The organism is Paraburkholderia sp. J63 (genome assembly GCF_905220245.1).
Lineage (GTDB): Bacteria > Pseudomonadota > Gammaproteobacteria > Burkholderiales > Burkholderiaceae > Paraburkholderia.
On the sequence record NZ_CAJMZF010000044.1, the window covers coordinates 23,394 to 49,636 of the forward strand.

The 26,243-nt window shown below is 67.0% G+C and carries 23 protein-coding genes and 1 pseudogene; 15 read left to right on the forward strand and 9 right to left on the reverse strand.

Annotated features, from left to right (window positions below; all coding sequences use genetic code 11):
• Positions 1 to 525 precede the first annotated feature (525 nt).
• The 9 genes from U5775_RS31865 (at position 526) to U5775_RS31905 (ending at position 8,821) form a co-directional block, all read left to right on the forward strand.
• Positions 526 to 894, forward strand: a complete 369-nt coding sequence (locus U5775_RS31865) for a response regulator (RefSeq protein ID WP_322062109.1) — start codon at positions 526 to 528, stop codon at positions 892 to 894.
• The gene (locus tag U5775_RS31870) at positions 887 to 1,510 is read left to right on the forward strand and encodes a chemotaxis protein CheC (protein ID WP_322062110.1); all 624 of its coding nucleotides are present in this window, start codon (positions 887 to 889) and stop codon (positions 1,508 to 1,510) included. Before U5775_RS31865 ends, U5775_RS31870 begins: the two co-directional genes overlap by 8 nt.
• A complete protein-coding gene (locus U5775_RS31875; RefSeq protein WP_322062111.1) occupies positions 1,507 to 2,475 on the forward strand; it encodes a diguanylate cyclase in 969 nt (322 codons plus the stop codon). The genes U5775_RS31870 and U5775_RS31875 overlap by 4 nt, the downstream gene beginning before the upstream one ends.
• A 340-nt stretch (positions 2,476 to 2,815) precedes the next feature.
• Complete coding sequence (gene hpnD, locus U5775_RS31880) at positions 2,816 to 3,667, forward strand: presqualene diphosphate synthase HpnD (RefSeq protein ID WP_322062112.1); 852 nt, start codon at positions 2,816 to 2,818, stop codon at positions 3,665 to 3,667.
• Between the two features lie 11 nt (positions 3,668 to 3,678).
• Entirely contained in the window at positions 3,679 to 4,950 is a 1,272-nt protein-coding gene (hpnE, locus tag U5775_RS31885; protein ID WP_322062113.1) for a hydroxysqualene dehydroxylase HpnE, read from the forward strand.
• A gap of 24 nt (positions 4,951 to 4,974) precedes the next feature.
• Positions 4,975 to 7,059 carry a squalene--hopene cyclase gene (gene shc, locus U5775_RS31890; protein ID WP_415913701.1) on the forward strand — a complete coding sequence of 695 codons (2,085 nt, stop codon included), beginning with the start codon at positions 4,975 to 4,977 and terminating at the stop codon, positions 7,057 to 7,059.
• Positions 7,060 to 7,061: 2 nt separating this feature from the next.
• Positions 7,062 to 7,811, forward strand: a complete 750-nt coding sequence (locus tag U5775_RS31895) for a phosphorylase (RefSeq protein WP_322062114.1) — start codon at positions 7,062 to 7,064, stop codon at positions 7,809 to 7,811.
• A 132-nt stretch (positions 7,812 to 7,943) separates the two neighbouring features.
• Positions 7,944 to 8,429, forward strand: a complete 486-nt coding sequence (locus U5775_RS31900) for an acyl-CoA thioesterase (protein WP_322062115.1) — start codon at positions 7,944 to 7,946, stop codon at positions 8,427 to 8,429.
• A gap of 131 nt (positions 8,430 to 8,560) precedes the next feature.
• Positions 8,561 to 8,821 carry a prevent-host-death protein gene (locus tag U5775_RS31905; protein ID WP_322062116.1) on the forward strand — a complete coding sequence of 87 codons (261 nt, stop codon included), beginning with the start codon at positions 8,561 to 8,563 and terminating at the stop codon, positions 8,819 to 8,821.
• Between the two features lie 104 nt (positions 8,822 to 8,925).
• On the opposite strand, the gene U5775_RS31910 is transcribed toward U5775_RS31905, so the two are convergent.
• From U5775_RS31910 to U5775_RS31920, 3 genes are read right to left on the reverse strand one after another with little or no spacing between them, the layout of a single operon-like run.
• Entirely contained in the window at positions 8,926 to 9,141 is a 216-nt protein-coding gene (locus U5775_RS31910; RefSeq protein WP_322062117.1) for a type II toxin-antitoxin system VapB family antitoxin, read from the reverse strand.
• 32 nt (positions 9,142 to 9,173) lie between these two features.
• Entirely contained in the window at positions 9,174 to 10,286 is a 1,113-nt protein-coding gene (locus U5775_RS31915) for a VacJ family lipoprotein (RefSeq protein WP_322062118.1), read from the reverse strand.
• Complete coding sequence (locus tag U5775_RS31920) at positions 10,283 to 12,913, reverse strand: MMPL family transporter (protein WP_322062119.1); 2,631 nt, start codon at positions 12,911 to 12,913, stop codon at positions 10,283 to 10,285. The genes U5775_RS31915 and U5775_RS31920 overlap by 4 nt, the downstream gene beginning before the upstream one ends.
• Positions 12,914 to 13,131: 218 nt before the next feature.
• On the opposite strand from U5775_RS31920, the gene U5775_RS31925 reads away from it, so the two are divergent.
• The gene (locus U5775_RS31925; RefSeq protein ID WP_322062120.1) at positions 13,132 to 13,737 is read left to right on the forward strand and encodes an ABC transporter substrate-binding protein; all 606 of its coding nucleotides are present in this window, start codon (positions 13,132 to 13,134) and stop codon (positions 13,735 to 13,737) included.
• A gap of 132 nt (positions 13,738 to 13,869) precedes the next feature.
• Here the strand turns inward: U5775_RS31925 and U5775_RS31930 are convergent, their stop codons facing one another.
• Together U5775_RS31930 and U5775_RS31935 are read right to left on the reverse strand one after the other, a co-directional pair.
• Positions 13,870 to 14,520, reverse strand: coding sequence for a response regulator transcription factor (locus tag U5775_RS31930; protein ID WP_322062121.1), 651 nt, complete (start codon positions 14,518 to 14,520; stop codon positions 13,870 to 13,872).
• Positions 14,521 to 14,572: 52 nt separating this feature from the next.
• On the reverse strand, positions 14,573 to 16,159 hold the full coding sequence (locus U5775_RS31935) for a cache domain-containing protein (RefSeq protein ID WP_322062122.1): 1,587 nt from the start codon (positions 16,157 to 16,159) through the stop codon (positions 14,573 to 14,575).
• 251 nt (positions 16,160 to 16,410) lie between these two features.
• On the opposite strand from U5775_RS31935, the gene U5775_RS31940 reads away from it, so the two are divergent.
• The 3 genes from U5775_RS31940 to U5775_RS31950 all read left to right on the forward strand — a co-directional run bounded on the left by U5775_RS31940 (position 16,411) and on the right by U5775_RS31950 (position 19,964).
• Positions 16,411 to 17,391: a glycerophosphodiester phosphodiesterase family protein gene (locus U5775_RS31940; protein WP_322062123.1), complete on the forward strand. Its 981-nt coding sequence runs from the start codon at positions 16,411 to 16,413 to the stop codon at positions 17,389 to 17,391.
• 252 nt (positions 17,392 to 17,643) lie between these two features.
• Positions 17,644 to 19,731, forward strand: coding sequence for a carbon starvation CstA family protein (locus U5775_RS31945; RefSeq protein ID WP_322062124.1), 2,088 nt, complete (start codon positions 17,644 to 17,646; stop codon positions 19,729 to 19,731).
• 26 nt (positions 19,732 to 19,757) lie between these two features.
• Positions 19,758 to 19,964 (forward strand): YbdD/YjiX family protein, encoded by a 207-nt coding sequence (locus U5775_RS31950; RefSeq protein WP_321911701.1) that lies wholly within the window; start codon positions 19,758 to 19,760, stop codon positions 19,962 to 19,964.
• 423 nt (positions 19,965 to 20,387) lie between these two features.
• Here the strand turns inward: U5775_RS31950 and U5775_RS31955 are convergent.
• The 4 genes and pseudogenes from U5775_RS31955 to ispH all read right to left on the reverse strand — a co-directional run.
• Positions 20,388 to 20,894, reverse strand: a pseudogene (locus tag U5775_RS31955) (hypothetical protein); the annotation flags it as partial.
• Between the two features lie 76 nt (positions 20,895 to 20,970).
• Positions 20,971 to 21,324: a tetratricopeptide repeat protein gene (locus U5775_RS31960; protein ID WP_322062125.1), complete on the reverse strand. Its 354-nt coding sequence runs from the start codon at positions 21,322 to 21,324 to the stop codon at positions 20,971 to 20,973.
• A 230-nt stretch (positions 21,325 to 21,554) separates the two neighbouring features.
• Entirely contained in the window at positions 21,555 to 22,706 is a 1,152-nt protein-coding gene (gene hpnH / locus U5775_RS31965; protein ID WP_322062126.1) for an adenosyl-hopene transferase HpnH, read from the reverse strand.
• 12 nt (positions 22,707 to 22,718) lie between these two features.
• Positions 22,719 to 23,663, reverse strand: coding sequence for a 4-hydroxy-3-methylbut-2-enyl diphosphate reductase (gene ispH, locus U5775_RS31970; RefSeq protein ID WP_322062127.1), 945 nt, complete (start codon positions 23,661 to 23,663; stop codon positions 22,719 to 22,721).
• Positions 23,664 to 24,122: 459 nt separating this feature from the next.
• On the opposite strand from ispH, the gene hpnC reads away from it, so the two are divergent.
• Positions 24,123 to 24,992 carry a squalene synthase HpnC gene (hpnC, locus tag U5775_RS31975; RefSeq protein WP_322062128.1) on the forward strand — a complete coding sequence of 290 codons (870 nt, stop codon included), beginning with the start codon at positions 24,123 to 24,125 and terminating at the stop codon, positions 24,990 to 24,992.
• On the forward strand, positions 24,989 to 26,167 hold the full coding sequence (locus U5775_RS31980) for a glycosyltransferase (protein ID WP_322062129.1): 1,179 nt from the start codon (positions 24,989 to 24,991) through the stop codon (positions 26,165 to 26,167). Before hpnC ends, U5775_RS31980 begins: the two co-directional genes overlap by 4 nt.
• The last annotated feature ends 76 nt before the right edge of the window (positions 26,168 to 26,243 follow it).

Genomic DNA, 26,243 nt, shown 5'->3' on the forward strand with positions numbered 1-26,243 from the left:
TAAGGCTGAAGACGGCGGCGGAGCTTTTGACATGATAAACGACGGCGCTCGCGCATCGGTCCGATCGGGCTTCCGGGCGATTGCGCGACGTTCCGCGTAGCGCAAACGTACACAAAAGGATAATCGCCGGTCTTTAATTAGGGGATGGATTGTTTATTTCTGAAAATCGACCAAAACAAGTCGTTTTTGTTCGTCCAACGATTATCGCCGAGTTGCATTTGATTCAATTTGCTTCGAGAATCGCTGCCACGATAAATAACATGTGTCAAAACAGGCGTTGCCTGCCGCACATCAGGGCTGTTTTTCGGGGTGTCCTGAATCTGTAAGGCAAAGAAAGCGGCACAAAAGCGGGCTGCCTGGTATCGGCCGGGGCGGGCATCCCATCGCGCCATCGATTCAATTGGGCCTCGCCAGCGATTTCATGCCATGCCCATAAAAATACGCGCGCTCGCTAAAGAACTCGTGTTCGCAGCCGTTAATACGCCTTAACGCATTCCGTCCCACGCACATTCATTCCGCATATCCATGTCCTTGCCCATCGTGATCGCCGACGATTCGCTGCTTGCCCGCAAGGTGCTCACGAAGGCGCTGCCCGAGGACTGGGACGTCGAGATCTCCTACGCGTCGAACGGACAAGAAGCGCTGGCGTTGTATCGCGCCGGGCGTGCACCGGTCCTGTTTCTCGACCTCACGATGCCCGACATGACGGGCTTCCAGGTTCTCGAAGCCTTGCAGCACGAGGATCTGAACACGTTCGTGATCGTCGTTTCCGCCGATGTCCAGCCGCGCGCCCAGGAGCGCGCGCTCGCGCTCGGCGCGATGGCGTTCGTGCCGAAGCCGGTCACGCAGGAAGCGCTGCTACCCATCCTCAAGGAGTACGGGTTGTATGCCTGATCGAGTGTTCACGGAATTGCAGCGCGACGCGCTCCAGGAGATCGCCAACCTCGGCATGGGCCAGGCGGCGACGCGCCTGTCGGGGCTCCTGAACGCCTTCATCGAGCTCTCGGTGCCGCGCGTGCGCGTGGTCGCCGTGAGCGAGGCGGCGCAGGCGCTGCGCGAGATGACCGGCATCGACGGCCCGGTCACGGCGGTGCGCCAGGGCTTTCGCTCCGAGATCAAGGGCGAGGCGCTCGTGATTTGCCGCAGCGGCGAGATTGCCGAACTGGGCGCGCTGATCGGCGGCCCGTACGCGCAATCGACGCACGACGCGCTCACGGAGCAGGAGTTGATCTTCGACGTCGCGAACGTGTTGTCCGGCGCGTGCGTTTCGTCGATGCTCGATCAGCTCGGGCGCATGCCCGTGTTCTCGCAGCCTGGGCTGCTCGGCGGCGCCATCATGCTCGACGAGGTGTTCCAGCCCGGCATGCTCGCCTGGGATCTCGCGCTCCTCGTGGAAGTCAATTTCGCGCTGGAAGACCAGCGCTTTCGCGCGCATCTCGTCATGCTGATGGCCGAGGAATCGATCCATCACGTGAGCCGCGCCATCGACGCGCTGCTGCACAGCCTATGAATACCCGTGACCCGTCGGCGCCGCTGCCGCTCTCGCTCTCGGACCTCGTCGTGGAGCGCGTGGGCTTCGGCCTTTTCGTGCTCGACCGCGACATGAACGTGCTGATGTGGAACCGCTTCATGCAGGACCACAGCGGCGTGGCGGCGGCCGAGGTGATCGGCCGTCCGGTCTTCGAGCGCTTTCCCGACCTGCCGCGCGCGTGGCTCGCGCGCAAGGTCGAGAGCGTGTTCCAGCTCGGTAGCTTCGCATTCAGCTCGTGGGAGCAGCGGCCCTACCTGTTCCGCTTCGACCACGACCGTCCGATCACGGGCGGCGTCGACTACATGCAGCAGGACTGCACCTTCATGCCGCTCATGCAGGACCGCGAGGTGATCGCCGTGTGCGTGACCATCTCCGACGTCACGCACGTGAGCGTCATGCAGCGCGAGCGCGAGGACGCCGTGGCGCGGCTGCGCGAATATGCCGACCGCGATGGCCTCACGGGCATCGCGAACCGGCGCTATTTCGAGGGGCGGCTCGCCGACGAATTCGCGCGCTGGCAGCGCTATGGCGGGGAGATGTCGGTGCTGCTCTTCGATCTCGATCACTTCAAGAAGATCAACGACGAATTCGGCCACGTCGCCGGCGACACGGTGCTGCGCGCGATGGCGCAGCGCGTCGCGCAGGTGGTGCGCAAGCAGGACGTGTTCGGGCGCTTCGGCGGCGAGGAGTTTGCGCTGCTCCTGCCCTGCACGCCGCTCGACGACGCGCTGCACGTGGCCGAAAAGATCCGTCACACGATCGGCGACGCGCCCGTGGAGGTCCAGGGCGTAGTCGTGCCCGTTACGGCGAGCGTGGGCGCCGCCGCCGCGCGGTCCGGCGCGTCCGACTACGAGGTCATGATCAACGAGGCCGATGCGGCGCTTTACACCGCCAAGCGGCAGGGGCGCAACCGCTGCGTGGCGCTCGTTCACGAACTTTCGTGATTTATTGGTGCGGGATCGGCGAAAATCGCCACTGGTTGGCGTCATTTGACGCGATTCGCGGGATGCGCCCGTCCGCATGCTGCTGATTCGCCCCGCCCGCGCCCTGCGCCGGGTCGTTCCCTGCACCTTTTCTCGCGCTTTCCCCCGCCGCTGCTGACCTGCCGCGACTGCGGCGGCCGGCAAAGGTTGATATACTTTTGGCCGTTTCCGGCCGTGGACCCTGAACGGCGTCCCGAAAGAGCCGGTGCCTCGCGCGTGTCCGCGCGCGCGGGCGACCCGCGGCATGCGGGCCCGAATATCTGAAAAGCACCGTCCAGGGTGCCCCCAGCGGAGAAGCGTCTTGGCCGTTTCCAACCTCGTCGTGGACGATACACATCAAACCGACGCCGCCGCCGCTTCGTCGGGCAGCTCGTTTTATCTGGCGATGCGGATCCTGCCGGCGGCGCAGCGCGACGCCATGTATCAGGTCTACGCCTTTTGCCGCGCCGTCGACGACATCGCGGACAGCGACCTGCCACGCGCCGAGCGTGCGGCGGGGCTCGACCAATGGCGCGCCGACATCGACGCATGCTATGCCGGCACGCCGCGCGCCTCGCTCGCGGCGCTCACGCGCCATATCCATACGTTCGGGCTCGCGCGCGAGGACTTTCACGCGATGATCGACGGCATGGCCATGGACGCGGCCGAGGACATCTGCGCACCGGACGAGGCCACGCTCGACCTGTACTGCGACCGCGTCGCGAGCGCGGCGGGCCGTCTTTCGGTGAGGATTTTCGGGATGCAGGACGAGCCCGGGCGTCTGCTCTCGCATCACCTCGGGCGCGCGCTGCAGCTCACGAATATCCTGCGCGACATCGACGAGGACGCGGACATCAACCGCTGCTATCTGCCGCGCGAATTGCTCGCGCGCGAGGGCATCGCGCTGTCGAACCCGCACGAGATCGCCGCCGATCCGTCGCTGCCGCGCGTGTGCGCGACGCTGGTGCAGCGCGCGCTCGCCCATTTCGCGCAGGCCGACGCCATCATGGACCGCACGCCGCGCGCGCAGGTCAAGGCGCCGCGCATCATGTCGGGCGTGTATCGCGTGCTGCTCGAGCGCACCGTCGCGCGCGGCTTCGCTCTGCCGCGCACCAAGGTCGTCAAGCCGCGCGCGCGGCTCATGTGGATCGTCGCGCGCTACGCGCTGTTCTAGGGCCGGCCCCGATGCCGCGGCTCGTCCATGTGATCGGCGCGGGGCTCGCGGGCCTCGCGGCGGCGCTCCGGCTGCAGCGTCGCGGCGTCCAGGTCGCGCTGCACGAGGCGGCCTCGCAGGCCGGCGGACGCTGCCGTTCGTACTATGACCGCACGCTCGCGGCCGCGCTCGACAGCGGCAATCATCTCGTGCTGGCGGGCCACGAAGCCACGCTCGACTACGTGCGTGCGATCGGCGCAGCCGACGAGCTCACGGGCCCGAGCGAGCCCGCCTTCGCGTTCATGGACCTCGCGGCGCGCTCGCGCTGGACCGTGCGTTTTTCGCGTTCGCGCGTGCCGTTCTGGATCGGCGACGCCCACGCGCGCGTGCCGGACACGCGGGTGTCGGACTATCTCGCGCTGCTGCCGCTCCTGTTCGCGAAGCCCGGCCGCACGATGGCGCAGACCATGCGTTGCGACGGCCCGCTCTGGGACCGCCTGCTGCGTCCGCTGTTTCTCGCGGCGCTCAACGTCGAGCCGCGCGAGGCCAGCGCGGAACTCGCGGCGTCGCTGCTGCGCGACGTGCTGTCCGCGGGCGGCGAGGCGTTCCGGCCGCTGGTGGCGCGCAACGGCCTGTCGAGCGCGTTCGTCGACCCGGCGCTGCGCATGCTGCAGCATGGCGGCGCGGCGATCCGGCTCGACGCGCCCCTGAGGGCGATCGAATACGACGACGCGGCGCACCGCGTCGCGGCACTCGATTTCGACAGCGGCCGCGTCCGCTTAAGCGCGGACGAGGCCGTCGTGCTGGCGGTGCCGGCCGCCGCGGCCGCCGCGCTCGTGCCGGCGCTGCAGACGCCGCAGCGCCACACGGCCATCGTCACCGTGCACTTCGCCGTGGCGCCGCCGCCAGGGCTGACCACGCCGATGACGCTGGTGAACGGCACGGCCGGCTGGCTGTTCGCGGGCACGGACCGCATGTCGGCGACGATCCACGACGCCGCCAGCCTCAATGCGGCGGGTCTGCTCGATCCGCTCGATGTGCAGGCTTGCGAAGCCCTCGCGCGGCGCGTCTGGGCCGACTTGGCGGGCGCGGCGTCGCTGCCCGCCGAGCCGCTGCCCGCGTGGCAGATCGCGCACGAGGCGCAGGCGACCTTTGCCGCCGTGCCGCAAGAAGAACTGCGCCGCCCGGCGGCGCGCACCCGCTGGACCAACTTGACGCTCGCAGGCGACTGGACTGCCACCGGCCTGCCCGCGACGATCGAAGGGGCAATCCGCTCGGGCCGCAAGGCCGCGGATCTGCTTTAAGTCTTAAAAAATCAGGATGTACCGATGAACGATCTTTCAGAGGCCATGCCGGCCGACTACCTCGCGAACGCGCCTGGCGCAGCAGCGGCGCCCGACGCAGCGGCGCTCGGCGTGGCGCCGACGCTCGGCAACGCGAGCACGCTCGCTTACGCAGCGGCGCCCGCCGACGTGTCCGGCATGAGCGACGCGCTCGATGCCGCCGTCATGCGCGCGACCGACGCGATCCTCGCCGACCAGCGCGCCGACGGCCACTGGGTCTACGAGCTCGAAGCCGACGCCACGATTCCCGCCGAATACGTGCTGCTCGTCCATTACCTGGGCGAGGAGGCGAACCTCGAACTCGAAGGGAAGATCGCGCGCTACCTGCGCCGCATCCAGCTGCCCGGCGGCGGCTGGCCGCTCTTCACCGACGGCGACATGGACGTGAGCGCGAGCATCAAGGCTTACTTCGCACTCAAGATGATTGGCGATGCTGAAGATGCCAGGCACATGGTGCGCGCGCGCGAGGCGATTCTCGCGGCGGGCGGCGCGGAAAAAGCCAACGTGTTCACGCGCATCCTGCTCGCGCTCTACGGCGTGGTGAGCTGGTACGCGGCGCCGATGATGCCGGTCGAGATCATGCTGCTGCCCAAGTGGTTCCCGTTCCATCTCTCGAAGGTCTCGTACTGGGCGCGCACCGTGATCGTGCCGCTGCTGGTGCTGGGCGCGAAGCGCCCGGTCGCGAAGAACCCGCGCGGCGTGCGCATCGACGAGTTGTTCCGCGGCGCGCCCGTCACCACGGGCCTGAACGAGCGCGCGCCGCACCAGAGCAAAGGCTGGTTCGGCTTCTTCCGCGCCGTGGACGGCGTGCTGCGCATCACCGATCCGCTGTTCCCGGCCTACCTGCGCCAGCGCGCGATCGACGCGGCGGTGGCGTTCGTCGACGAACGCCTGAACGGCGAGGACGGCCTCGGCGCCATTTTCCCGGCCATGGCCAACGCCGTGATGATGTACGAGGTGCTCGGCTATCCCGCCGATCATCCGCATCGCGCGATCGCGCGCCAGTCGGTGGAAAAACTCGTGACGGTCCATGCCGAGGAAGCCTACGTGCAGCCGTGTCTCTCGCCGGTGTGGGACACCTCGCTCGCCGCGCACGCGCTTATCGAAACGGGCGACGCGCGCGCGCACGAAGCCGCGCGGCGCGGACTCGAATGGCTGCGCCCGCTGCAGATTCTCGACCTGCGCGGCGACTGGATCTCGCGCCGCCCCGACACGCGTCCGGGCGGCTGGGCGTTCCAGTACGCGAACCCGCATTATCCCGACGTCGACGATACGGCCGTGGTCGTGGCCGCGATGCGCCGCGTCGACCAGATCGACAAGACCAGCGCCTACGACGAGTCCATTGCGCGCGCGCGCGAATGGGTCGTGGGCATGCAGAGCAGCAACGGCGGCTGGGGCGCGTTCGAGCCGGAGAACACGCACGAATACCTGAACAGCATCCCGTTCTCGGATCACGGCGCGCTGCTCGATCCGCCGACGGCCGACGTCTCGGGCCGCTGCCTCTCGATGCTCGCGCAGCTCGACGAACTGCCGGTCGCGAGCGAGCCCGCACGGCGCGCGTACAACTACATCCTCGCCGAGCAGGAAGCCGATGGCAGCTGGTACGGCCGCTGGGGCATGAACTACATCTACGGCACGTGGACGGCGCTGAGCGCGCTGAACGCGGCGGGCCTCGAGCACACGGATTCGCGCATGAAGCGCGCGGCGCAGTGGCTCATCGCGATCCAGAACGACGACGGCGGCTGGGGCGAGGACGGCACCAGCTACAAGCTCGAATATCGCGGCTACGAGCGCGCGTCGAGCACGGCGTCGCAGACGGCGTGGGCGCTGCTCGGCCTGATGGCCGCGGGCGAGGTGAACCATCCGGCGGTCGCGCGCGGCATCGCCTGGCTGCAGGCCACGCAGCGCGAACACGGGCTCTGGGACGAAACGCGCTTCACGGCCACGGGCTTCCCGCGCGTGTTCTATCTGCGCTACCACGGCTATCGCAAATTCTTCCCGCTGTGGGCGCTCGCGCGCTACCGCAACCTCAAGCGCGACGGCGTCACGCGCGTCCGCGTCGGCCTGTGACGATGACGGTCGAATCTGCCGCCGCTCCCGCCGCTGCGCGTGTACGACGCGCGAACAGCGCGCTGCCCGTGATCGTCGTGACCGGCATGGCCTTCGAGGCCAGCATCGCGGCGGGGAAAGGCGCCGATGGCATCGAGGCGGTCTACGCCGCGCGTGCCGACCTGCTCGAGCGCGCGCTCGCGGCGGCGCTCGATCGCGGCGCCTCGGGCGTCATCAGCTTCGGCACGGCAGGCGGTCTGGGGCCGGATCTCGAACCGGGCACGCTCATCATTGCCGATGCCGTGGACGGCCCGCTCGGCCGCGTCGCCTGCGATGCGGCGTGGAGCGAGCGCATGGCGGCGGCCTTGCTCGGCTCGCCGCTGGCCACGCAAACGCGGCGCGGCGTGGAAGCGGCCGTGGCCGCGCCGCTCACCGGCGCGGCGGACAAGGCGGCGCTGCATCAATCGAGCGGCGGCGCGCTGGCCGTCGACATGGAATCGCATCTGGCCGCCGCCGCGGCCGCCGCACGCGGCCTGCCGTTTGCGGTTTGCCGCGCGGTGGTGGATCCGGCATGGCGCAGCCTGCCGAAGGCCGCGATGGCCGGCCTGCGCGGCGACGGCTCGACGGCCATCATGCCGATCCTGCGCGAGCTCGCGCGCGACCCGCTGCAACTGGGCGGGCTGCTGCGCGTGGCCGCCGACGCCGGCTCGGCGCGCAAGGCACTTACGGCTGCAAGGCGCGTGCTGACCGCATCTGGCGCTTTTTTCCCCTGACTAGTCCGGCGACTTGCCGGAGGGGGCTCTTGCAATACCTAGGGAAAACCCTATATCTGGTAACATACTGGTGTTAACCCTAGGTCATCTTTTGGTGACTTGGGGACGGATTGCGCACAGGAGTTACCAGCCATGAATTTTCATACCCGCAAATGGGTCAAGCCTGAAGACCTGAATCCCAACGGCACGCTGTTCGGCGGCAGCCTGCTGCGCTGGATCGACGAAGAAGCGGCCATCTATGCGATTTGCCAGCTCGACAATCAGCGCGTCGTGACCAAGCTGATCTCGGAAGTGAACTTCGTGAGCTCGGCGCGTCAGGGCGACATCATCGAGCTCGGGATGAAGGCGACGCATTTCGGCCGCACGTCGGTCACGCTGCGCTGCGAAGTGCGCAACAAGGTCACGCGCAAGAGCATTCTGACGATCGAAAAGATGGTGTTCGTGAATCTGGGCGCCGATGGCAAGCCCGCGCCGCACGGCCGCGAGCAGATCCGTTACGCCGACGAGGCTTACGAGCGCTATCGTCAGACCGTGCAGTCGGCGGCGGACGCCACGGCGCTGGCGGCGGCGAAGGAAGCCGGGTATGAGGACGAGCACGAAGACGTAGCGGTGCATTGAGCGGCGCGGGCGTCTTAAAAGGAAAAACCCGGCAGGCTTGTGGCCTGCCGGGTTTTTTGTATCCGCGCTGACATTGAGCAGGTGAGGCAATGAACTCGGTGTCTTGCAGAGCCGCTAACCTTCAATTGAGGATGAATATCGTGAAGCGCTGCGTGAGCATGTTGGAAGCCGAGTCGCTTTTCTTACGCCTGGTTGAGGATGTCGAACAGGGGCGGGAAAAGGAAATCATCATTGCTCGTGGCGGATGGCCCGTCGCGCGTCTCGTACCTCTTGCTCCAGCGCCGTCCATTGACCGGCGCATTGGCGTTGCCAAGGGCATCTTCGAAGTTCCCGATGAAATCGACGCCCATAGCGATGAGATCGCCGCTCTGTTCAACTGGGGGAGCAAGTGAGCATTCTGAGTTCGTCTTCCGGGTGTGACGGAGCAAGCCGATGTTGTGACGGGCGCGAGGCGCGGGCGGGATGCCGTACGCCAGTTCGAGGACCGAAGTCTCGATCAGGACGTTAATCCTGCACCCGGCTCGCTGCGGCGGCGAGGGATATCGGACATGTCGGAGGTCAGTCCTCCGAGCGCCGCAAGGCGCTTTGCCGCCTGGACCCGGATGAAAGTCTGTATGGCTGTACGGACCAGCTCGGCCTGGTCCATGCCGGCCTCGGCAAGCTCAAGCGCTTGTTCGTATAGCGCGTCGTCAATCGTGACCGTTATCCTCATGGCAAAGCTCCTGAATTGATGCAACGCACATTTCAGGGCGCCGATGCCGGTTGCGCAGGCACTGCCGCTGCCGCTGGCGCCGAAGCGGGCTGAGCGGGCTTCATGGCGGAAGCCGCTAAGGGCGCGGAAGCCGATTGCGCGGGAGCCGGAGCGGAAGCCGCTTGCGCAGGTTCAGCCGCCGCCGCACCGCTCGCCGCCGCAGCACCCGCAGCACCCGACGCCTCACCCGGATCCTCATAGTTCGGCAGGCCGTTATCCGAAGCCCCCGATCCCCCCTTGGCGCCCGAATCGCCCGGAGAACCGCCCGAATCGCCCGGATCCTCATAATTCGGCAGCCCATTATCCGAACCGGGCTTGCCCACGGCACCTGCGGCACCCGCAGCCCCCGCCCCGCCCGAGGTCCCTTCCGCGCCCGCGGCACCCGGATCGCCGTAATCGGGCAGCGGCGCATTATTGTTCTGCGAGCCGCGGATCAGCGATGCCCGCTGCTGGCGGTAGGCGTCGCGCACGAACGAATACGGGTCGAGCGCCGCCTGCTTGAGTAGATCGGTCGCGCCAAGCAGGTCCGCGCGCGCACTGATGAACTGCGCGATATACAGCGGATTGCGCACGGCGGGCTCGATGTAGTTGAGGACATTGAACTTCACGTCCACGCCCATGCCGATGCCGTCGCGAATGTCGCTCGGCCCGAACAGCGGCAGCACGAGGTAAGGGCCGGGCGGCACGCCATAGTGGCCGAGCGTCAGGCCGAAGTCCTGGTGGTGCTTCGGCAGCCCGGCGAGCGTCGCGAAGTCGATCAGGCCGCCCAGACCGAAGGTCGAATTCATGGCGATGCGCATGAGATCTTCGGTGGCGTCGGTGATCTTGAGCTGCAGCAGGTTGTTGGCGAGGTTGCTCACGTCGCCGAGATTCGAGAAGAAGTTCGTGATCGCCTGGCGCAGCGGCTGCGGCGTCACCTTCTGATAGCCCTTCGCGATCGGCTGCGCGACGTAGGTATCGAGCTTGTCGTTGAACTTGAAGATCGCGCGGTTGGCCGGTTCGAACGGATCGCCCGGTTTGCGCTCGGGACCTGTGGCGCAGCCCGACGTCACGAGGAGCGCCAGGCTCGCCGCCGCCATGGTGAGCGCGGCTTGTTTTTTAATCATCGGTCGATCCCCTGAATTTCCGATCTTGCACGCTTCGCGCGCGGCTTGCCCATCAGCACGGGCTGGAACACCACGGCGCCGATCAGCGTACAAAACAAGGACAGCGCGAGCAGCTTGCCCATGCTCGACGTGCCCGGATGATGCGAAAGCCACAGGCTGCCGAAAGCCGTGGCCGTGGTGGCGGCCGAGAATAGCACCGCATGGGTCAGGCTGGAGTGCAGCAGGCCAGTCTGTCCTGCGCGCCACGCCATCACGAAGTAGATTTTGAACGCGACGCCCACGCCCAGCATCAGGGGAAGCGCGATGATGTTGGCGAAATTGAGCTGGATACCGAACACAACGCACAACTCGAGCGTCACGAGCGCCGATACCAGCAGAGGAATCAGCGTGCGCAGCACGTCGCCGAAATGACGCAGCGTGATCCACAGCAGCGCCGTGATGAGCAGCACAGACCAGCCCGCCGCCTCGAAGAACGCGAGAATGATCACGTTGGCCGAATGCAGGATCGAGATCGGACCGCCGATCGCGTTGGGCTCGGCTTGCTTCACCGCGTGCGCGAAGTGCGCGAGCAGGGTGTCGTCGTTGGGATCGACGCCGGCCGGCACGCGCGGCGCGATATCGACGATCGCCTGGCCCGTGACGGGCGAGATCCAGTCGTCGACCATCGCGCGCGGCAGGTTTTCGCGCGTGATCGGCGAGGGCTGCAAAAGCCGCGCGAGCTGCGCGAAGGCGAGCTTGAGCGGCAGGCTGAAGGCCGCTTCGGCGCGCTCGCGCGTGGCGGCGCTCGCGCCCGCGAGCTTCATGAGGCTGTCGGAGAGATGCTTGGCCTCGGCGGCGCCCGGCCCCGGGTGATCGCCCGCCGCGAGCGCGAGCTGGTTGGCCGCGCGCTTGAGCGTGTCCACGCGCACGGCGTCGGTGACGGGCGAGGACGGCTGCTGCGTGAGCGCGGGCAGCAGTTGCTGCGCGGCGCTCGAGATCAGCATGAGCTTTTGCTGCTGGTCGTCGGGGATCAGCGCGCTGAGCGTGGTGGCGCGGGCCACTTCGGGCAGCTTTTCGAGCTTCGCGGCGATCCTGTCGGCTTCGGCGAGATTGGGCGCGAGCACGCTCACGTCGTTGATCGAGATGACCGGCGAGTTCTTGAGCGCGATGAGCGTCGCCATCGACTCGGTATGCGGGTCCTTCAGGTGCAGCGGATTGAAGTCGAAGCGCAGATGCAGCAGCAGCGGCGTCGCGCCCAGCACGACGATGAGCGTGCTGATGAGCACCGGCTTGCGATGTTCGGCGAGCCACGCGTCCACGGGCGCGAGAAAGAGGAAGCCGGGCGAGGCGCGCTCGCCCTTGGGCCTGAACACGCGGATGAGCGCCGGGAACACCGTCATGTTCGCGAAGTACGCGACGAACATGCCCACGCCCGCGATCTGCCCCAGCTCGGACAGGCCCTTGTAGGCGGTGGGCAGAAACGAAAAGAAACTTTCGGCGACGGCGATGGCGGCCAGCGTGAGCGGCACGCCGATCGTGCGCGCGGTCTTGAGGAGCGCGGCGTCGATGCGGTCGTCGGCGAAGCGCTCCTCGCGGTACTTCACGCCGAACTGCACCCCGAAGTCGACCCCGAGCCCGACGAACAGCACCATGAACGCGACTGACAGCATGTTGAGCGAGCCGATCATCATGAGGCCGAGCGCGGCCGTGATGACGAGGCCGATCACGAGCGTGACGAGCACGGCGCCGATCAGGCGGCCCGAGCGCAGTGCGAGCCAGAGAATCACGAGCACGACGATGGCCGTGATGGCGCCGTTGAGCGCGGCGCCGTCCTGCACCGAGGCGAATTCCTCGTCGGCCAGCGGCTGCTCGCCGGTCAGGCGCACGCGCGCGCCGTATTCGGTGTCCAGATGCAGCGACGCGGCGGTGTCGCGGATCGCCTGCGAGGCGCTCGCGCCGGCCTTGAGCGCCGAGAAGTTCAGCACCGGCTGAACCGTGACGAACGAGAAAGCGGGCTTGGTGGCGGCGTCTTTATCGACGAGCGCGCGCCACGAGAACGCGGCGGGCTTGCCCGCGAGCACCTGGTCGACCACGTCGGCGGCGCTGCCGAGCAGGTTGGCCATTTGCGGCAGCTTCACCTGGCCGATCGTGAGCGGCAATTGCAGCGTGGTCGTGAGCGTGCCGGCGAGCCCCGCAAGGCTCGGGTCTTTCGCGAGCTGGTTCACGAGCGGGCGCGCCTGCACGAGCTGGCCCGTGGTGGAGAGCACCGTCTGGGTGGACGGGAACAGGAGCCCGTTGTGCTCGAAGAACGGGCCGCCCGCGGGCTGCGAGACGGCGCTGAATTCGCGCGTGTCCTGCTTGAGGGCGTCGGCGAGCTTGGCGGCGGCGGCGTCGGCGAGCTCGGGCGCCTGCGCCTCGACCACCACGAGCAGCGACGAACTGCGTTGCGGGAACGCCTTGTCTTTCGCCTCGCTGAGCGCGGCCCATTCGCCCTTGTTTTCGACGAGGCCGCTTACGTCCGTGTTGATCTTGAAATGCTTCGCGACGTACACGCCGCTCGCCAGCGCGAGGACGAGTGCGAGTGCGATGACCCACGCCGCGCGGCGTACCGACCAGGCGACGAGGTGAATGATGAATGGCTTCAGCATAAAGGCGAGGGGGCCTTGTCGATTGACTGTTCTTGATGAGAAGCGCCCAAGTATACCGGCCCGGCTCATCGCGGCGCGCCTCGCGCACACGAGACGAGACGCCAAAGCCGTTATACTGGCCCGGTCGGGGCGGGATCGGACCTCGATGGGGGCCGCCGATCGAACCTTTTTACGGGCCGCTGTTCTGGCGCCTGATATTTACTGTTCCAAGACCGCGTATGAAACGTTATCTGACCGCATTTCTCGCCGCCGCTTTCCTGTCGGGCTCTGGCGCAGCCCTCGCGCAGTCCTCGCCGGACGCCATCGTGAAGAGCGCGGTGGAAGGCACCGTGAAGGCGATGCAGGCCGACCCGCAGGCGCGCGGCGGCGACATGAACAAGATCACGAGCGTGGTCGAGACCCATTTCGTGCCGGCCACCGACTTCCAGCGCACCACGCGCATCGCGATCGGCAAGCCTTGGACCACCGCCACGCCGGAGCAGCAGCAGAAGTTGTATGAGCAATTTCAACTCCTGCTTGTGAAGACCTACGCGTCGTCGCTTTCGCAACTGCGCGATACCCAGGTCACATTCAAATTCGTGCCGTCCAACACGGGCGCGGGCGCGAAGGACACCGTCGTGCAATCGCACGTGATCAGCAACGGCGGCGACGACGCCATCGACTATCGCCTCGAGCGCACCGGCAACGGCTGGAAGATCTACGACATCAACATGATGGGCGCGTGGCTGATCCAGGTCTATCAGACCCAGTTCGCCGACCAGATCGCCAAGGGCGGCATCGACGGCCTCATCAAGTATCTCGTCGATCACAACGCGCGCAGCTAAGGCGTCGCGGCGGTTTTCACATTAGGCGGCGCGTTCTCCACAAGAGGCGCGCCGTTTGCATTTGATGCGCCCGCAATGGGTGCTCTCTCGATCGCGCTTCACGCGCCTTCGCGCTTCACGCGCCTTCGCGCTTCACGCGCCTTCGCGCTTCCTGCGGTTCTCCACCGCGAACTTGATCAGCTCCGCCTGGCCTTCGATATCGAGCTTGCGCTTGAGATTGAGCCGGTGCGTCTCGACCGTGCGCACCGAAAGCCCCGCGCGCTGCGCGATCTGCTTGCTCGACAGCCCTTCGGCGAGCGCATCGAGAATGTCGAGCTCGCGCGGCGTGAGCCGCTCGATGGGCGATGCTTTCAGCGACGCCTCGATCATGCGCGCGCTCAAGGCCGCGCTGAAATAAGTCCGCCCAGCGAGCACGGCCTCGATCGCGCGCACGATCTCGGTGGCCGGCGAATCCTTGAGCACGTAGCCGCTCGCGCCCGCGCGCACGGCTTGCGTCACGTACTCGACGTTGTCGTGCATCGAGAGCATCAGCACGCGGATGGCCGGGAAGCGCTCGTGAAAGATGCCCGCGAGCGCGATGCCGTTCATGCCGGCCATGCCCACATCCATCAGCGCGAGATCGGGCTCGAGCGCGGCGGCGAGCGCGATGGCTTCGTCGGCGTTGCCCGCCTCGCCCGCGACTTCGAGACCCGGCACGGCTTCGAGCCGCGCGCGCAGGCCGTCGCGCACGAGCGGATGATCGTCGACGAGCACGAGGCGCGCCGGTTTGCCTGGTTCGTTCATGGTGTTTCTTCGTCTCTTGTTGCCTGGTCGTTGCTTTGTCGGGTTGCTTCGTTCAGGGCGTTTCGCGTGACGATGCGCCGGCGGCGTGCGCGGTCGCGTGAGCCGTGCTCGCGGGCCGCATCGGCACCCAGGCGGCGAGCACCGTGTGGCCCGGCTTCGAGCTGATCGAGAGCCGCCCGCCGAGCGGCTCCAGCCGTTCGCGCATGTTGCGCAGGCCCATGCCCGCGCGCGGATCGGTGAGCGCATGCGCGACGTCGAAGCCGCGCCCGTTGTCGGCGATGGTGAGCGTGACGCCGTTCGGCGCCACGTCGAGCGTGAGCGCGGCGCGGCGTGCACCGGCGTGCTTCACGATATTGGTGAGCGCCTCCTGGGCGATGCGAAACAGCACCGTGTTCACGGCGTCGGGCAAGGGCGCCGTGCGCGGGGACGTGCGTGAGCGCAGGCCGCCATCGCCCGATGCGTTGCCCGGCTTGCTGTCCGCTTGCGTAAAGCCCATTTCGATTTCCGATTCCTCGGCTAGCTCGCGCGTGAGCTGCTCGAGCGCGGCAGCAAGGCCGAGGTCGTCGAGCATCGCGGGGCGCAGCGCGTGCGAGATGCGGCGCACTTCGCGCAGCGTGTCGGAGAGCCGCGCAAGACCTGTGGACAACGAAGCTTCCGCAGCGGGGACGCGCGCCTCGCCGCGTTCGAAGCGCGCGAGCGCCGACTCGAGCAGCAGCTTCGCGGAAACGAGCATCTGGCTGATGCCGTCGTGCAGCTCGCGCGACAGGCGCGCGCGTTCCTGCTCCTGCGATTGCACGACTTGCTGTGCGAGGCGCTTGAGCTTGGCGTCGGTGCTGCGGTATTCGCTCACGTTGAGCACGAGCGCGCCGAGCGCGAATACGCCCACGCCCGCGAGCGCGATGATGCCGAGCCACTGCAGCGTGCGCTCGATGTTGGCCGAGGCGCGCTCGTCGATGTGCGCGAGCGTGGAATCGACGTCGTCGAGATAGATGCCGGTGCCGACCATCCAGCCCCAGCGCGGCAGCGCGACGACATAGCCGAGCTTCGGCGCGAGCTTGCCGGTCGAGGGCCGGTGCCACATGTAGCGCACGAAGCCGCCGCCGTGCGAGGCCGCGCTCACGAGCTGCTGGATCGTGAGCGCGCCTTGCGGATCACGCAGGTTCCAGAGATCCTGGCCGACGAGGCTCGGCTCGCGCGGGTGCATGAGCGAGCGGCCGTGCATGTCGTAGACGAAGAAATAGCCGTCCGGGCCGAAGTCCATCTTCTGCAGCACGGCGAGCGCGGCGCGCTGGCGGGCGGCGATGCTCGCGGGCACGGGCAGCGCAGGGGCGCTGGCCATGGCGTTTGGATTCGCCGCAGCGGTGGAATCGGCGGAATGGGCGGAATCGGCGCCATCGTCGGCTTCGGGCGCATACAGCGGCGCGATGGCGCTCGTCGCGAGCTCGACGTAATGGCGCAGCTCGATTTCCTTGCTCGACAGATACGCCGCCTGCATCGTCGCGTGTTGCGTGCGCGCGAGCGCGGTCGCCTGCTGCCGCACGCCGATCCCGATACTGGCAATGGCGGCGAGAAACGGCACCACCGCGAGCAGGAAGATCTTCGTCTTCAGGCGGTCGTTGAAGAAAAATGGGGCGGGCATGGCGGCGTTCGGATGCTGAGTGTGCAAGCATAACCGCTGCCCGCGCTCGGTCCGGCAAATCGCTGCGGGTCGGGTGCGCGTGCCTCGCGGCGGGCGGCCACGCTTTTCGGGATTACCGGACGGGCGATGATGGCGGGCGGCGCGATGGGCCTCGACGCGTCTGGATGAGGCCATGAGGCACCTCCGCGCTGTCGTCCGGCCATCGCTCGCCGCTGGCCGGGTTCCCCTTCCCCCGACCCTGACGCACCATCATGACTCGACACATCACAACGATCCGCGCTTTACTCGCGGGCTGTGCCGCCGGCGCCGCGCTGCTGCTCAACGCCTGCGGCGGCAATTCCGAGGCCCGCACGATTACGCAGACGGAGCTGGCCGTGCCCCAGCTGATTGCCCATCGCGGCGGTACGGGCGACGCGCCCGAGAACACGCTGGTCGCCATCCGCGGTGCGCTCGCGAATCGCGCCGACGCCATCTGGCTCACCGTCCAACTGAGCAGCGACGCCGTGCCGGTCCTCTACCGCCCCACCGATCTCTCCTCGCTGACCGACGCGCACGGCCCGGTCGCCTCGAAGACCGCCGCGGAACTCGCGCGCGTCAACGCGGGCTGGCAGTTCCAGACGCAGGACGCCTCCGGGCATGACGTCTATCCCTATCGCAGCGCGCCGGCCGGCATTCCCACGCTCGCCGAGGCACTCGCCGCGATTCCGCCCGACGTGCCCGTCATCCTCGACATGAAGGCCTTGCCCGCGCAGCCGCAGGCCGCTGCCGTGGCGCGCGTGCTCGATGAAACCGGCGCATGGGCGCGCGTGCTGATCTATTCGACCGATGCGAGCTATCAGCAAGCCTTTGCTGCGTGGCCGCACGCGCGGATGTTCGAGTCGCGCGACGCGACGCGCGAACGGCTTGCCGCCGTCGCGCTCGCGCATCGTTGCGAGGCGCCGCCATCTGCGAATACGTGGACCGCGTTCGAATGGCGCCGCCAGGTCGATCTCGTCGAGCAGTTCACGCTGGGCGAGGCGCGCTCGACGGTCGCCGACGCAGCGCTCTGGACGGCGCCGGCGGTCCAGTGCTTCCGCACGAATCCGGGCGTGCACATCGTAGCGATCGCCGTGAACAGCGAAGCCGATTACAAGGCGGCAGCGTGCGCGGGCGTGGATGCGGTGCTGGCCGATTCTCCGCGCCGCATGGTGCCGGTGCGCGATGCCTTGCGAACGGGCTATACCTGTCCTTGAAACGATCTGCGTAGTTATACGTAGATTGCTTACGTAGTTGTCCGGTTGTGGCGGCCGGTGCGAAGGCGAATACTACACGGCCACTGCCTGGCAACGTCGGCCGAACGGCGGGTACACCGCGGACGCACTGCGCCAGGCAGCGCGCTACCATCGTCGGGCACGACAGACGGCGCGCCGCAGCCCGGTTCCGATGCCGGGCCGAAGCGCGCATCGACCACCCATAGACTTAAAACAAGACAAACAGGAGACGGCATGAGTCGGACATCCAGCTTTATCGTCTGGACGCTAGTCGCGCTGCTTGGCGCGTTCGCGTTCGGCACCATCGCGCTCGCGCACGGCGAGCGAGTCAGCGCACTGTGGATCGTGATCTGCGCCGTGTGCGTCTATCTGATCGCGTATCGCTTCTACAGCCGCTTCATCGCGAGCACGGTCCTGCAACTGGACGGCCTGCGCATGACGCCGGCCGTGCGCCACAACGACGGGCTCGACTACGTGCCCACCAACAAGTACGTGCTGTTCGGCCATCACTTCGCGGCGATCGCGGGCGCGGGCCCGCTCGTGGGCCCGGTGCTGGCCGCGCAGATGGGCTATATGCCCGGCATGCTCTGGATACTCGCGGGCGTGGTGTTCGCGGGCGCTGTGCAGGACTTCGTGGTGCTGTTCCTCTCCACGCGCCGCGACGGCCGCTCGCTCGGCGACCTCGTGAAGATGGAGCTCGGGCCGGTGCCCGGCGTGATCGCCCTGTTCGGCACCTTCCTCATCATGATCATCATTCTCGCGGTGCTCGCGCTGATCGTGGTGAAGGCGCTCACGAACTCGCCGTGGGGCACGTTCACCGTGGCCGCGACGATCCCCATTGCGATCTTCATGGGCCTCTACGTGCGCTACATCCGTCCGGGCAAGATCGGCGAGATCTCGATCATCGGCTTCGTGCTGCTGATGGCGTCGATCGCGTTCGGCCAGCACGTGCACGACTCGCCCACGCTCGCCGCGATGTTCACGTTCACGGGCACGCAGCTCACGTGGATCCTGATCGGCTATGGCTTCGTGGCCTCGGTGCTGCCGGTGTGGCTGCTGCTCGCGCCGCGCGATTACCTCTCGACGTTCCTGAAGATCGGCACGATCCTCGCGCTCGCGATCGGCATTCTGATCGTCGCGCCGGAGCTGAAGATGCCGGCCTTCACGAAGTTCATCGACGGCACGGGCCCCGTGTGGTCGGGCAACTTGTTCCCGTTCCTCTTCATCACGATCGCGTGCGGCTCGGTCTCGGGCTTCCATGCGCTGATCTCGTCGGGCACCACGCCCAAGCTGCTCGATAACGAAGCCAACGCGCGCTTCATCGGCTACGGCGCGATGCTGATGGAATCGTTCGTCGCGATCATGGCACTCGTGGCCGCCTCGGTGATCGAGCCGGGCGTCTACTTCGCGATGAACGCGCCGCTCGCCGTGCTCGGCACGACGCCCGACGCCGTCGCGCATACCGTGGGCCAGTGGGGCTTCATGCTCACGCCGGACATGCTCACGCATACCGCGCAGGCCGTGGGCGAGACCACCATCGTCGCGCGCGCGGGCGGCGCGCCCACGCTGGCCGTGGGCATGGCGCAGATCCTGCACCAGGTGATCGGCGGCGAGGCGATGATGGCGTTCTGGTATCACTTCGCCATCCTCTTCGAAGCGCTCTTCATCCTGACCGCCGTCGATGCGGGCACGCGCGCGGGCCGCTTCATGCTGCAAGATCTGCTCGGCACGTTCCATCCGTCGCTCAAGCGCACGGAGTCGCTGCCCGCGAACCTGATCGCCACGGCGCTGTGCGTGGCCGCCTGGGGCTACTTCCTTTATCAAGGCGTGGTCGATCCGCTCGGCGGCATCAATACGCTGTGGCCGCTCTTCGGCATCTCTAACCAGATGCTCGCCGGCATTGCGCTGATGCTCGCGACCGTGGTGCTGTTCAAGATGAAGCGCGAGAAGTTCGCGTGGGTCACGGCGCTGCCCACGCTGTGGCTGCTCATCTGCACGCTCACGGCGGGCTGGCAGAAGATCTTCGACAGCAACCCGAAGGTGAGCTTCGTCGCGCACGCGCAGAAGCTCTCGGCGTCGCTCGCCGACGGCAAGATCCTCGCGCCCGCGAAGTCGGCCGAGCAGATGCAGCGCATGATCTTCAACGACTATGTGGATGCGGCGCTCTCGGGCCTCTTCATCCTGGTGGTGGTGAGCATCGTGGTGTACGGGCTGATTGCGATTGCGCGCGCGCGCCGCATCGACCATCCGACCACGCAGGAAACGCCGTATGAAGCGATGCCGGCGGGTGGCGCGGCCATCGCGGCGAATCGCGTGCATTGAGCCATACGGACTGAACGGAGCGCATCATGTTCTCTGGACTTCGCGACAACGTGCAGACGGCCGGGCGCTATCTCGGCCAGGCCATGCGGCTGATGGTGGGTCTGCCTGATTACGAGGGCTACGTCGCGCATATGCGCGCGACGCATCCCGACCGGCCTGTCATGACCTATGAGGAGTTTTTCCGCGAGCGGCAGAACGCGCGCTATGGATCGGGCGCGGGGAAATGCTGCTGAGAAACGGCTGAACCGCGAGGTTCGGCAAGCGGGTGAAGTTCGATGCGAAATTTGATGTGAAGCGCGATGGTGAAAGCCGTCGCGCTTTTTTTTCTGATTGCGGATGGGCGATGAATATGGCGAAGACGTTGATTTGGAGTGCTTGACTACGCTCGGTGCCTGCGCGCGCGCCTCGAGCCGTTCGCGCGGCGCGCCCGGCGGGGCGGGCAGCAGCAGGCACGCATGCGGAACGGCGGCCAGCACGCGGCTCCACAGGCGCAGCGCACGGTCGCCGATCTTGGCCGGATTGTTCAGGCATCCGAACGTGAACGGCGCGCCGCCCGTCGCCGGCAATGCGTTGACTTCGAGCCCGGCGACCTGCGCGTCGTAGCACCAGAACGCGTCGGGCAGGCGCAGCGAGCGTTCGCTGTAGAGCGCATCGCAGCCGGGCTCGCCGATGGGGTCGAGCCACGGGTCGGTGAGCCGGTAGTCCATCGCCGCGCTGCCGGTCGTGCCCGGATACGCGAGCCACGCGACCTGCACCGGCGCGGGCCGCCGCGCGAACAGCAGGCGCCGCCCGCCGGCCATGTGCATCGTGAGGTCGACGAGGATGTCGATGCGGTCGCCGCGGATCTGCTGCGCGAGCGCGTTGTCGTCGAGCGTGTGCACTTCGCGCCAGCCATCGACGAGGCGCTTGAGGTACTGCGTCAGGGCGTCGGGCTTCGGGACGCTTGCATAGCAGACGATCTCGAACGCCGCGCGGTCGTGATGCGAGAACAGCGGCGCAGTGAAAAGCGCCTGGCAATGCGAACGAAAATCGGGCGAGACGTAGCCGATGCGCAAGCGCCGCCCTGGCGTGGGATCGTTGGCGTGCGGCGGCTGCGCTTGCGCCACTTCGAGCAGCGGCGGTTCGTAGCGCGCCGCGAAACGCCGGCATTCGTCGAGCAGCACCTGCGGGTCGTCGGTCTGGAAGGCGAGCGCGAAGATCAGATCGCAATGCGCGACGACGCGGTCTCTGTTGTCGCTGTCATCGTCGTCCGTGGGGTTTGGTATTGGCCAGATAGAAGTGTGCGGCGGCCAGCGTGGGATCGAGTGCGAGCGCGCGGCGCAGCGTGGCGCGGGTGTCGTCGATACGGCCTTGGGTGCGCAAGGCGCTGGCGAGATCGACGAGGCGCTGTGCATCCTGGTGCGGAGCGAGCGCCTCGCGCAGCAGCGCTTCGGCCTCGGCCGCGCGGCCTTGCTGGTGGGCGATCAGGGTGCGCAGGTGCAGCGCCGGCGCGTGGCCCGGCGACTGCGCGAGCAAGGCGCGGCAGTGCTGCTCGGCCACGGCCAGCTGCCCGGTGCGCCAGGCGGCGAGGGCGTCGTCGTAGATGGGAGACATGGTGGCGATCGGCGGAGCCAGGCCGGCGGCGCTCGGGCGCATCGCGGGCCCGGACGCGGCATCCGGTGGATGGAAAACCCGCCGTTGTAGCGATCTCGCCATCCCGAAAACGCCCGTCGTCGCGCCGCCGCGATCTGCCGCGACAAAAACAGAAAGGGCGCAACGGCATAAACCGTTGCGCCCTTTCGAGCACCGCAATAAGGCCGGCTATTGCTTCAAAAGCCGCCTACTCAACCCGCCGCGACCGTTGCGGGCTTCTTCGTCCTGGCCGCGTTCTTGATCTCTTCGAGCTTGATCTCGACGTGACGCGAGAACACATACTCGGCCGGACGCGCGCCTTCGAGCGGGATGTCCTTCACGAACGCGCCTTCGGTCTTCGGGCCGCTCATCGCGACCTTCAGCGCCTTGAGCGGATGCGCGACCGTGTCCATCACGGCGGTGGCCTCGAAGCCGCAGTGGACCATGCAGTCCGCGCACTTCTCGTACTTGCCCGTGCCGTACTTGTCCCAGTCGGTGGTTTCCATCAGTTCCTTGAAGGTCTTCACGTAACCTTCGCCGACCAGATAGCAGGGCTTTTGCCAGCCGAACACCGTGCGCGCCGGGTTGCCCCACGGCGTGCATTGGTAGGTCTGGTTGCCGGCCAGGAAGTCGAGGAACAGGCTCGACTGGCTGAACGACCACTTCTTGCCGTTGTTGCCGCGCTTGAAGATTTCGCGGAACAGGTTCTTGGTCTTGTCGCGGTTCAGGAAGTGCTGCTGGTCCGGCGCGCGTTCATAGGCATAGCCCGGCGACACCGTGATGCCGTCGACGCCGATCTCGCCGACCGTGTCGAAGAACTTCGCCACGCGCTCGGGCACGGCGTCGTTGAACAGCGTGCAGTTGATGTTCACGCGGAAGCCGCGGCGCTTGGCTTCCTTGATGGCTGCAACGGCCTTGTCGTACACGCCTTCCTGCGAAACCGAGTGATCGTGCGCTTCGCGGTCGCCGTCAAGGTGCACCGACCAGACGAAGTACGGGTTCGGCTCGTAGTCGTCCATCTTCTTTTCCATGAGCAGCGCATTCGTGCACAGATACACGAACTTCTTGCGCGCCATGATGCCCTTGACGATCTGCGGCATTTCCTTGTGCAGCAGCGGCTCGCCGCCCGCGATCGAGACGACGGGCGCGCCGCACTCGTCGACGGCTTCCAGACATTCCTGCAGCGAAAGGCGCTGGTTCAGGATGGGATCCGGATAGTCGATCTTGCCGCAGCCGTTGCAGGCCAGGTTGCAGCGGAACAGCGGCTCGAGCATGAGCGCGAGCGGATAGCGCTTGTTGCCGCTGAAATGCTGGCGAAAGATGTACGAGCCAACGCGGACTTTTTGTAGCAGCGGAATAGACAAAACGTGTCCTCCTTAAACTTCGCGCGCGACGAGCGGTTGCAAGAGCTTCGACGGCAGCTTGAATTCGACTTTTTCTTCACGGCCCGTCATCGTCGACACCTCGACAGGCCCCAACGCGCGCAGCGCGTCGATCACGTTTTCCACCATTTCCTCGGGCGCCGACGCACCGGCCGTGATGCCGACCGTGCGCGCATTGGCGAACCACTCGCGCTTCACTTCCGAGCCGTCCGCGACGAGGTAGCTCGGCACCCCCGTTTCGCTGCCGATCTCGCGCAGGCGATTCGAGTTCGAGCTGTTCGTCGCGCCCACCACGAGCAGCACTTCCACCTGCGTGGACAGCTCGCGCACCGCGGCCTGGCGGTTTTGCGTGGCATAGCAGATGTCACGCGTGTCCGGGCCGACGATGTCGGAGAAGCGTTTGACCAGCGCGTCGATGATGCCGCGCGTGTCGTCCACCGAAAGCGTGGTTTGCGTCACGTACGCGAGCGGCGCGTCGAGCGGCAAGTCGAGCTTCGCCACATCGGCTTCGCTCTGCACCAGCAGCACGGTGCCGGGAATCTGGCCGATCGTGCCTTCCACCTCGGGATGACCGGCATGGCCGATCAGGATCAGCGTGCGGCCCGCCGCAACGTACTGGCGGCCCTGTACATGAACCTTGGTGACGAGCGGACAGGTGGCGTCCAGCACGTCGAGGCTACGTTCGTCGGCCGCGCGCTCGACCGTCCTGGCCACCCCGTGCGCGCTGAAAATGGCGACCGCGCCCTCGGGCACTTCGTCGAGCTCTTCCACGAAACGCGCGCCCTTGTTGCGCAGGTTCTCGACCACGTGGCGATTGTGGACGATTTCATGGCGCACGTAGACGGGCGCGCCGTGCTTCTGCAATGCGCGATCGACGATCTCGATAGCGCGGACAACCCCCGCACAAAAGCCGCGGGGTTGGGCAAGGATGACTCGCATAAGGTGGCGAACTCCGACTGCCGCGGATTCCGAAAGAGTCCGAAAGACTCGTTCGCCGCGACCATCATATTAATAAGGTGCTGATATCTGCATGCATCCGCCAGAGGGGGGCGGAAAAAACCAGACGCGCATTTTAACCCCATCGCCGCCGCTTTGCTGCGTCGCGCACGGGAAGGTGCGGCGCGCACGCGACGCCAATCCGCATCCGTCCTTGATTCGGCCTTGCATTCGACCCCGCATTCGATCCCGCATTCGATCCAGGCGGCGCTCTAATCCGGCTTTAATTGCCCTTTTATCGCCCCATTTTCACGGGCTCCAACCGCGAAAATTCCCGCAAAACGGCATGCGACCGCCTACGGGGTATTGCGCAGTGCAACATGATGCGGGAACCCTTAAACTAACGTCCCCCGCACGAGGCTGCATCGCGCCTTGCGGGTCATACCCCAATCTGGACGCTTCATGGAATCCGACCACTACGACGAATTTCCGGTAGCGCGCATTTTGCTGCCGAAGGCGCTCAGAGCGCCTGTCGGCGTGATCTACCATGTCGCGCGCACCCTTGACGACATTGCCGACGAAGGCGACTGGAGCGCCGAGGAGCGCCACCTGCGCCTCGCCGACTTTCGCGCCGGGCTCGACGCCGTGGCCGAAGGCCGTCTCGCGCCCGTGCATCCCGCGCTCTTCGCGAAGCTCGCGAAAGTGATGTATCAGTGCCGGCTGCCGCTGCAGCCGTTCTACGATCTCGTTTCGGCGTTCGATCAGGACGTCGCCACCACGCGCTACGCCGACCGCTTCGAGCTGCTCGATTTTTGCCGCCGCTCGGCGAACCCGATCGGGCACCTGATGCTGCACCTGATCGACGAGGCCACGCCCGAGAATCTTGCCGATTCTGACGCCGTCTGCACCGCCTTGCAGCTCATCACTTTCTTGCAGGACGTGCCGGCCGACTGGAGCCGGGGCCGCATCTATCTCCCGCTGGCCGACCGCGAGCGCGCGAAGGTGAGCGAGGCGCAGATCGCGGCGGGCAGGGTGGACGACGCCTGGCGCGCGCTGATGGAGCACGAAGTCGCGCAGGCGCGCGCGCTCATGCTGAGCGGCGCGCCGCTCGCGCTGCGCGTGCCGGGCCGCTTCGGGCTCGAGCTGTGCAGCGTGGTGCACGGCGGCCTGCGCGTGCTCGAGATCATCGAGCGCGCCGACTATGACGTATTTCGCGCGCGGCCCCGGCTCGCCGCGAGCGACTGGGCCGTGGTGCTGATGCGCACGGCGGCCATGTGGCTGTCGCGCCGCGTGGGTGCGGGCGTGCCTTCGATCGAGAGTAACAACGCATGATGACAACGATTCTCTTTGCCGTGTCCTGCCTTTCGCTGCTGATCTGGCTCGTCCTGCTGTTCGGGCGCGGCGGCTTTTGGCGCGCGCGTCCCGCCGCGCCGCTGCCCGTGGTCGAACCCGCGGCGGGCTGGCCCGCGGCCTGCGCCGTGGTGCCGGCGCGCAACGAGGCGGAAGCGATCGGCGAGGCCGTCGCGTCGCTGCTCCAGCAGGACTACGGCGGCGAATTCCACGTCGTCGTGATCGACGACCACAGCACCGACGGCACCGCCGAAGCCGCGCGCGCCGCCGCGCTCGCGCTGCAATGCCCGGAAAAGCTCACGGTGGTGAGTGCACGGCCGCTGCCCGCGGGCTGGTCGGGCAAGGTCTGGGCGCAGTCGCAGGGCATCGAGGCCGTGCGCACGCTGGGCCTGAACGCCGACTACCTGCTGCTGACCGACGCCGACATCGGCCATCCGCCCGACGCCCTCGCGCAGCTCGTGGTGCGCGCGCAGGCGGAAAAGCGCGATCTCGTCTCGCTGATGGTGCGCCTGCGCTGCGACTCGTTCTGGGAGAAGGCGCTGATCCCGGCGTTCGTGTTCTTCTTCGCGAAGCTCTACCCGTTCTCGTGGGTCAACAATCCGCGCAACAAGACGGCGGCGGCGGCGGGCGGCTGCATGCTGGTACGCCGCCAGGCGCTGGAGGAAGCGGGCGGCATCGAGTCGATCCGCGCCGAGCTCATCGACGATTGCAGCCTCGCCGCGCGCATCAAGCACCGTGGCGACGGCCAGCATCCGATCCGTCTCGACGTGGCCGCGAGGAGCGTCTCGCTGCGCCCGTACGACTCGTGGAAAGACATCTGGAACATGATCGCGCGCACGGCGTTCACGCAGCTTCATTACTCGGCGTGGCAGCTCGCGGGCACGATCGTCGGCATGACGGTGATCTATCTTGCGCCGCCCGTGGTCGCGCTCGTGCTCGGCCCGCTCGGCTGGCCCGCGTGGCTGGCTTGGGCGCTGATGTGCTGCGCCTATGCGCCGATGCTCGCGTACTATCGCCGCTCGCCGTTGTGGGCGCCGTTTTTGCCGCTCATCGCGCTGTTTTATGTGGGCGCTACGTTTGCTTCGGCGTGGCGCTTCTGGCGTGGCAAGGGCGGGCAGTGGAAGTCGCGCGTGCAGGCGCCTGCGCAGGGGCGTTGAGGGGTTCGTGTCGCTTCGCCGTGAATGGTATTTGACGTAAACGAGATAAATACAGCTTCTTCTGTTGTCGCGACAT

What these genes read in the sequence shown, in the direction of transcription:
- U5775_RS31865 (WP_322062109.1), top strand. Translation starts at nt 526, where the DNA reads ATGTCCTTGCCCATCGTGATCGCCGACGATTCGCTGCTTGCCCGCAAG.
- U5775_RS31870 (WP_322062110.1), top strand. Translation starts at nt 887, where the DNA reads ATGCCTGATCGAGTGTTCACGGAATTGCAGCGCGACGCGCTCCAGGAG.
- U5775_RS31875 (WP_322062111.1), top strand. Translation starts at nt 1,507, where the DNA reads ATGAATACCCGTGACCCGTCGGCGCCGCTGCCGCTCTCGCTCTCGGAC.
- hpnE (WP_322062113.1), top strand. Translation starts at nt 3,679, where the DNA reads ATGCCGCGGCTCGTCCATGTGATCGGCGCGGGGCTCGCGGGCCTCGCG.
- shc (WP_415913701.1), top strand. Translation starts at nt 4,975, where the DNA reads ATGAACGATCTTTCAGAGGCCATGCCGGCCGACTACCTCGCGAACGCG.
- U5775_RS31895 (WP_322062114.1), top strand. Translation starts at nt 7,062, where the DNA reads ATGACGGTCGAATCTGCCGCCGCTCCCGCCGCTGCGCGTGTACGACGC.
- U5775_RS31900 (WP_322062115.1), top strand. Translation starts at nt 7,944, where the DNA reads ATGAATTTTCATACCCGCAAATGGGTCAAGCCTGAAGACCTGAATCCC.
- U5775_RS31905 (WP_322062116.1), top strand. Translation starts at nt 8,561, where the DNA reads ATGAATATCGTGAAGCGCTGCGTGAGCATGTTGGAAGCCGAGTCGCTT.
- U5775_RS31910 (WP_322062117.1), bottom strand. Translation starts at nt 9,141, where the DNA reads ATGAGGATAACGGTCACGATTGACGACGCGCTATACGAACAAGCGCTT.
- U5775_RS31915 (WP_322062118.1), bottom strand. Translation starts at nt 10,286, where the DNA reads ATGATTAAAAAACAAGCCGCGCTCACCATGGCGGCGGCGAGCCTGGCG.
- U5775_RS31920 (WP_322062119.1), bottom strand. Translation starts at nt 12,913, where the DNA reads ATGCTGAAGCCATTCATCATTCACCTCGTCGCCTGGTCGGTACGCCGC.
- U5775_RS31925 (WP_322062120.1), top strand. Translation starts at nt 13,132, where the DNA reads ATGAAACGTTATCTGACCGCATTTCTCGCCGCCGCTTTCCTGTCGGGC.
- U5775_RS31930 (WP_322062121.1), bottom strand. Translation starts at nt 14,520, where the DNA reads ATGAACGAACCAGGCAAACCGGCGCGCCTCGTGCTCGTCGACGATCAT.
- U5775_RS31935 (WP_322062122.1), bottom strand. Translation starts at nt 16,159, where the DNA reads ATGCCCGCCCCATTTTTCTTCAACGACCGCCTGAAGACGAAGATCTTC.
- U5775_RS31940 (WP_322062123.1), top strand. Translation starts at nt 16,411, where the DNA reads ATGACTCGACACATCACAACGATCCGCGCTTTACTCGCGGGCTGTGCC.
- U5775_RS31945 (WP_322062124.1), top strand. Translation starts at nt 17,644, where the DNA reads ATGAGTCGGACATCCAGCTTTATCGTCTGGACGCTAGTCGCGCTGCTT.
- U5775_RS31950 (WP_321911701.1), top strand. Translation starts at nt 19,758, where the DNA reads ATGTTCTCTGGACTTCGCGACAACGTGCAGACGGCCGGGCGCTATCTC.
- U5775_RS31960 (WP_322062125.1), bottom strand. Translation starts at nt 21,324, where the DNA reads ATGTCTCCCATCTACGACGACGCCCTCGCCGCCTGGCGCACCGGGCAG.
- ispH (WP_322062127.1), bottom strand. Translation starts at nt 23,663, where the DNA reads ATGCGAGTCATCCTTGCCCAACCCCGCGGCTTTTGTGCGGGGGTTGTC.
- hpnC (WP_322062128.1), top strand. Translation starts at nt 24,123, where the DNA reads ATGGAATCCGACCACTACGACGAATTTCCGGTAGCGCGCATTTTGCTG.
- U5775_RS31980 (WP_322062129.1), top strand. Translation starts at nt 24,989, where the DNA reads ATGATGACAACGATTCTCTTTGCCGTGTCCTGCCTTTCGCTGCTGATC.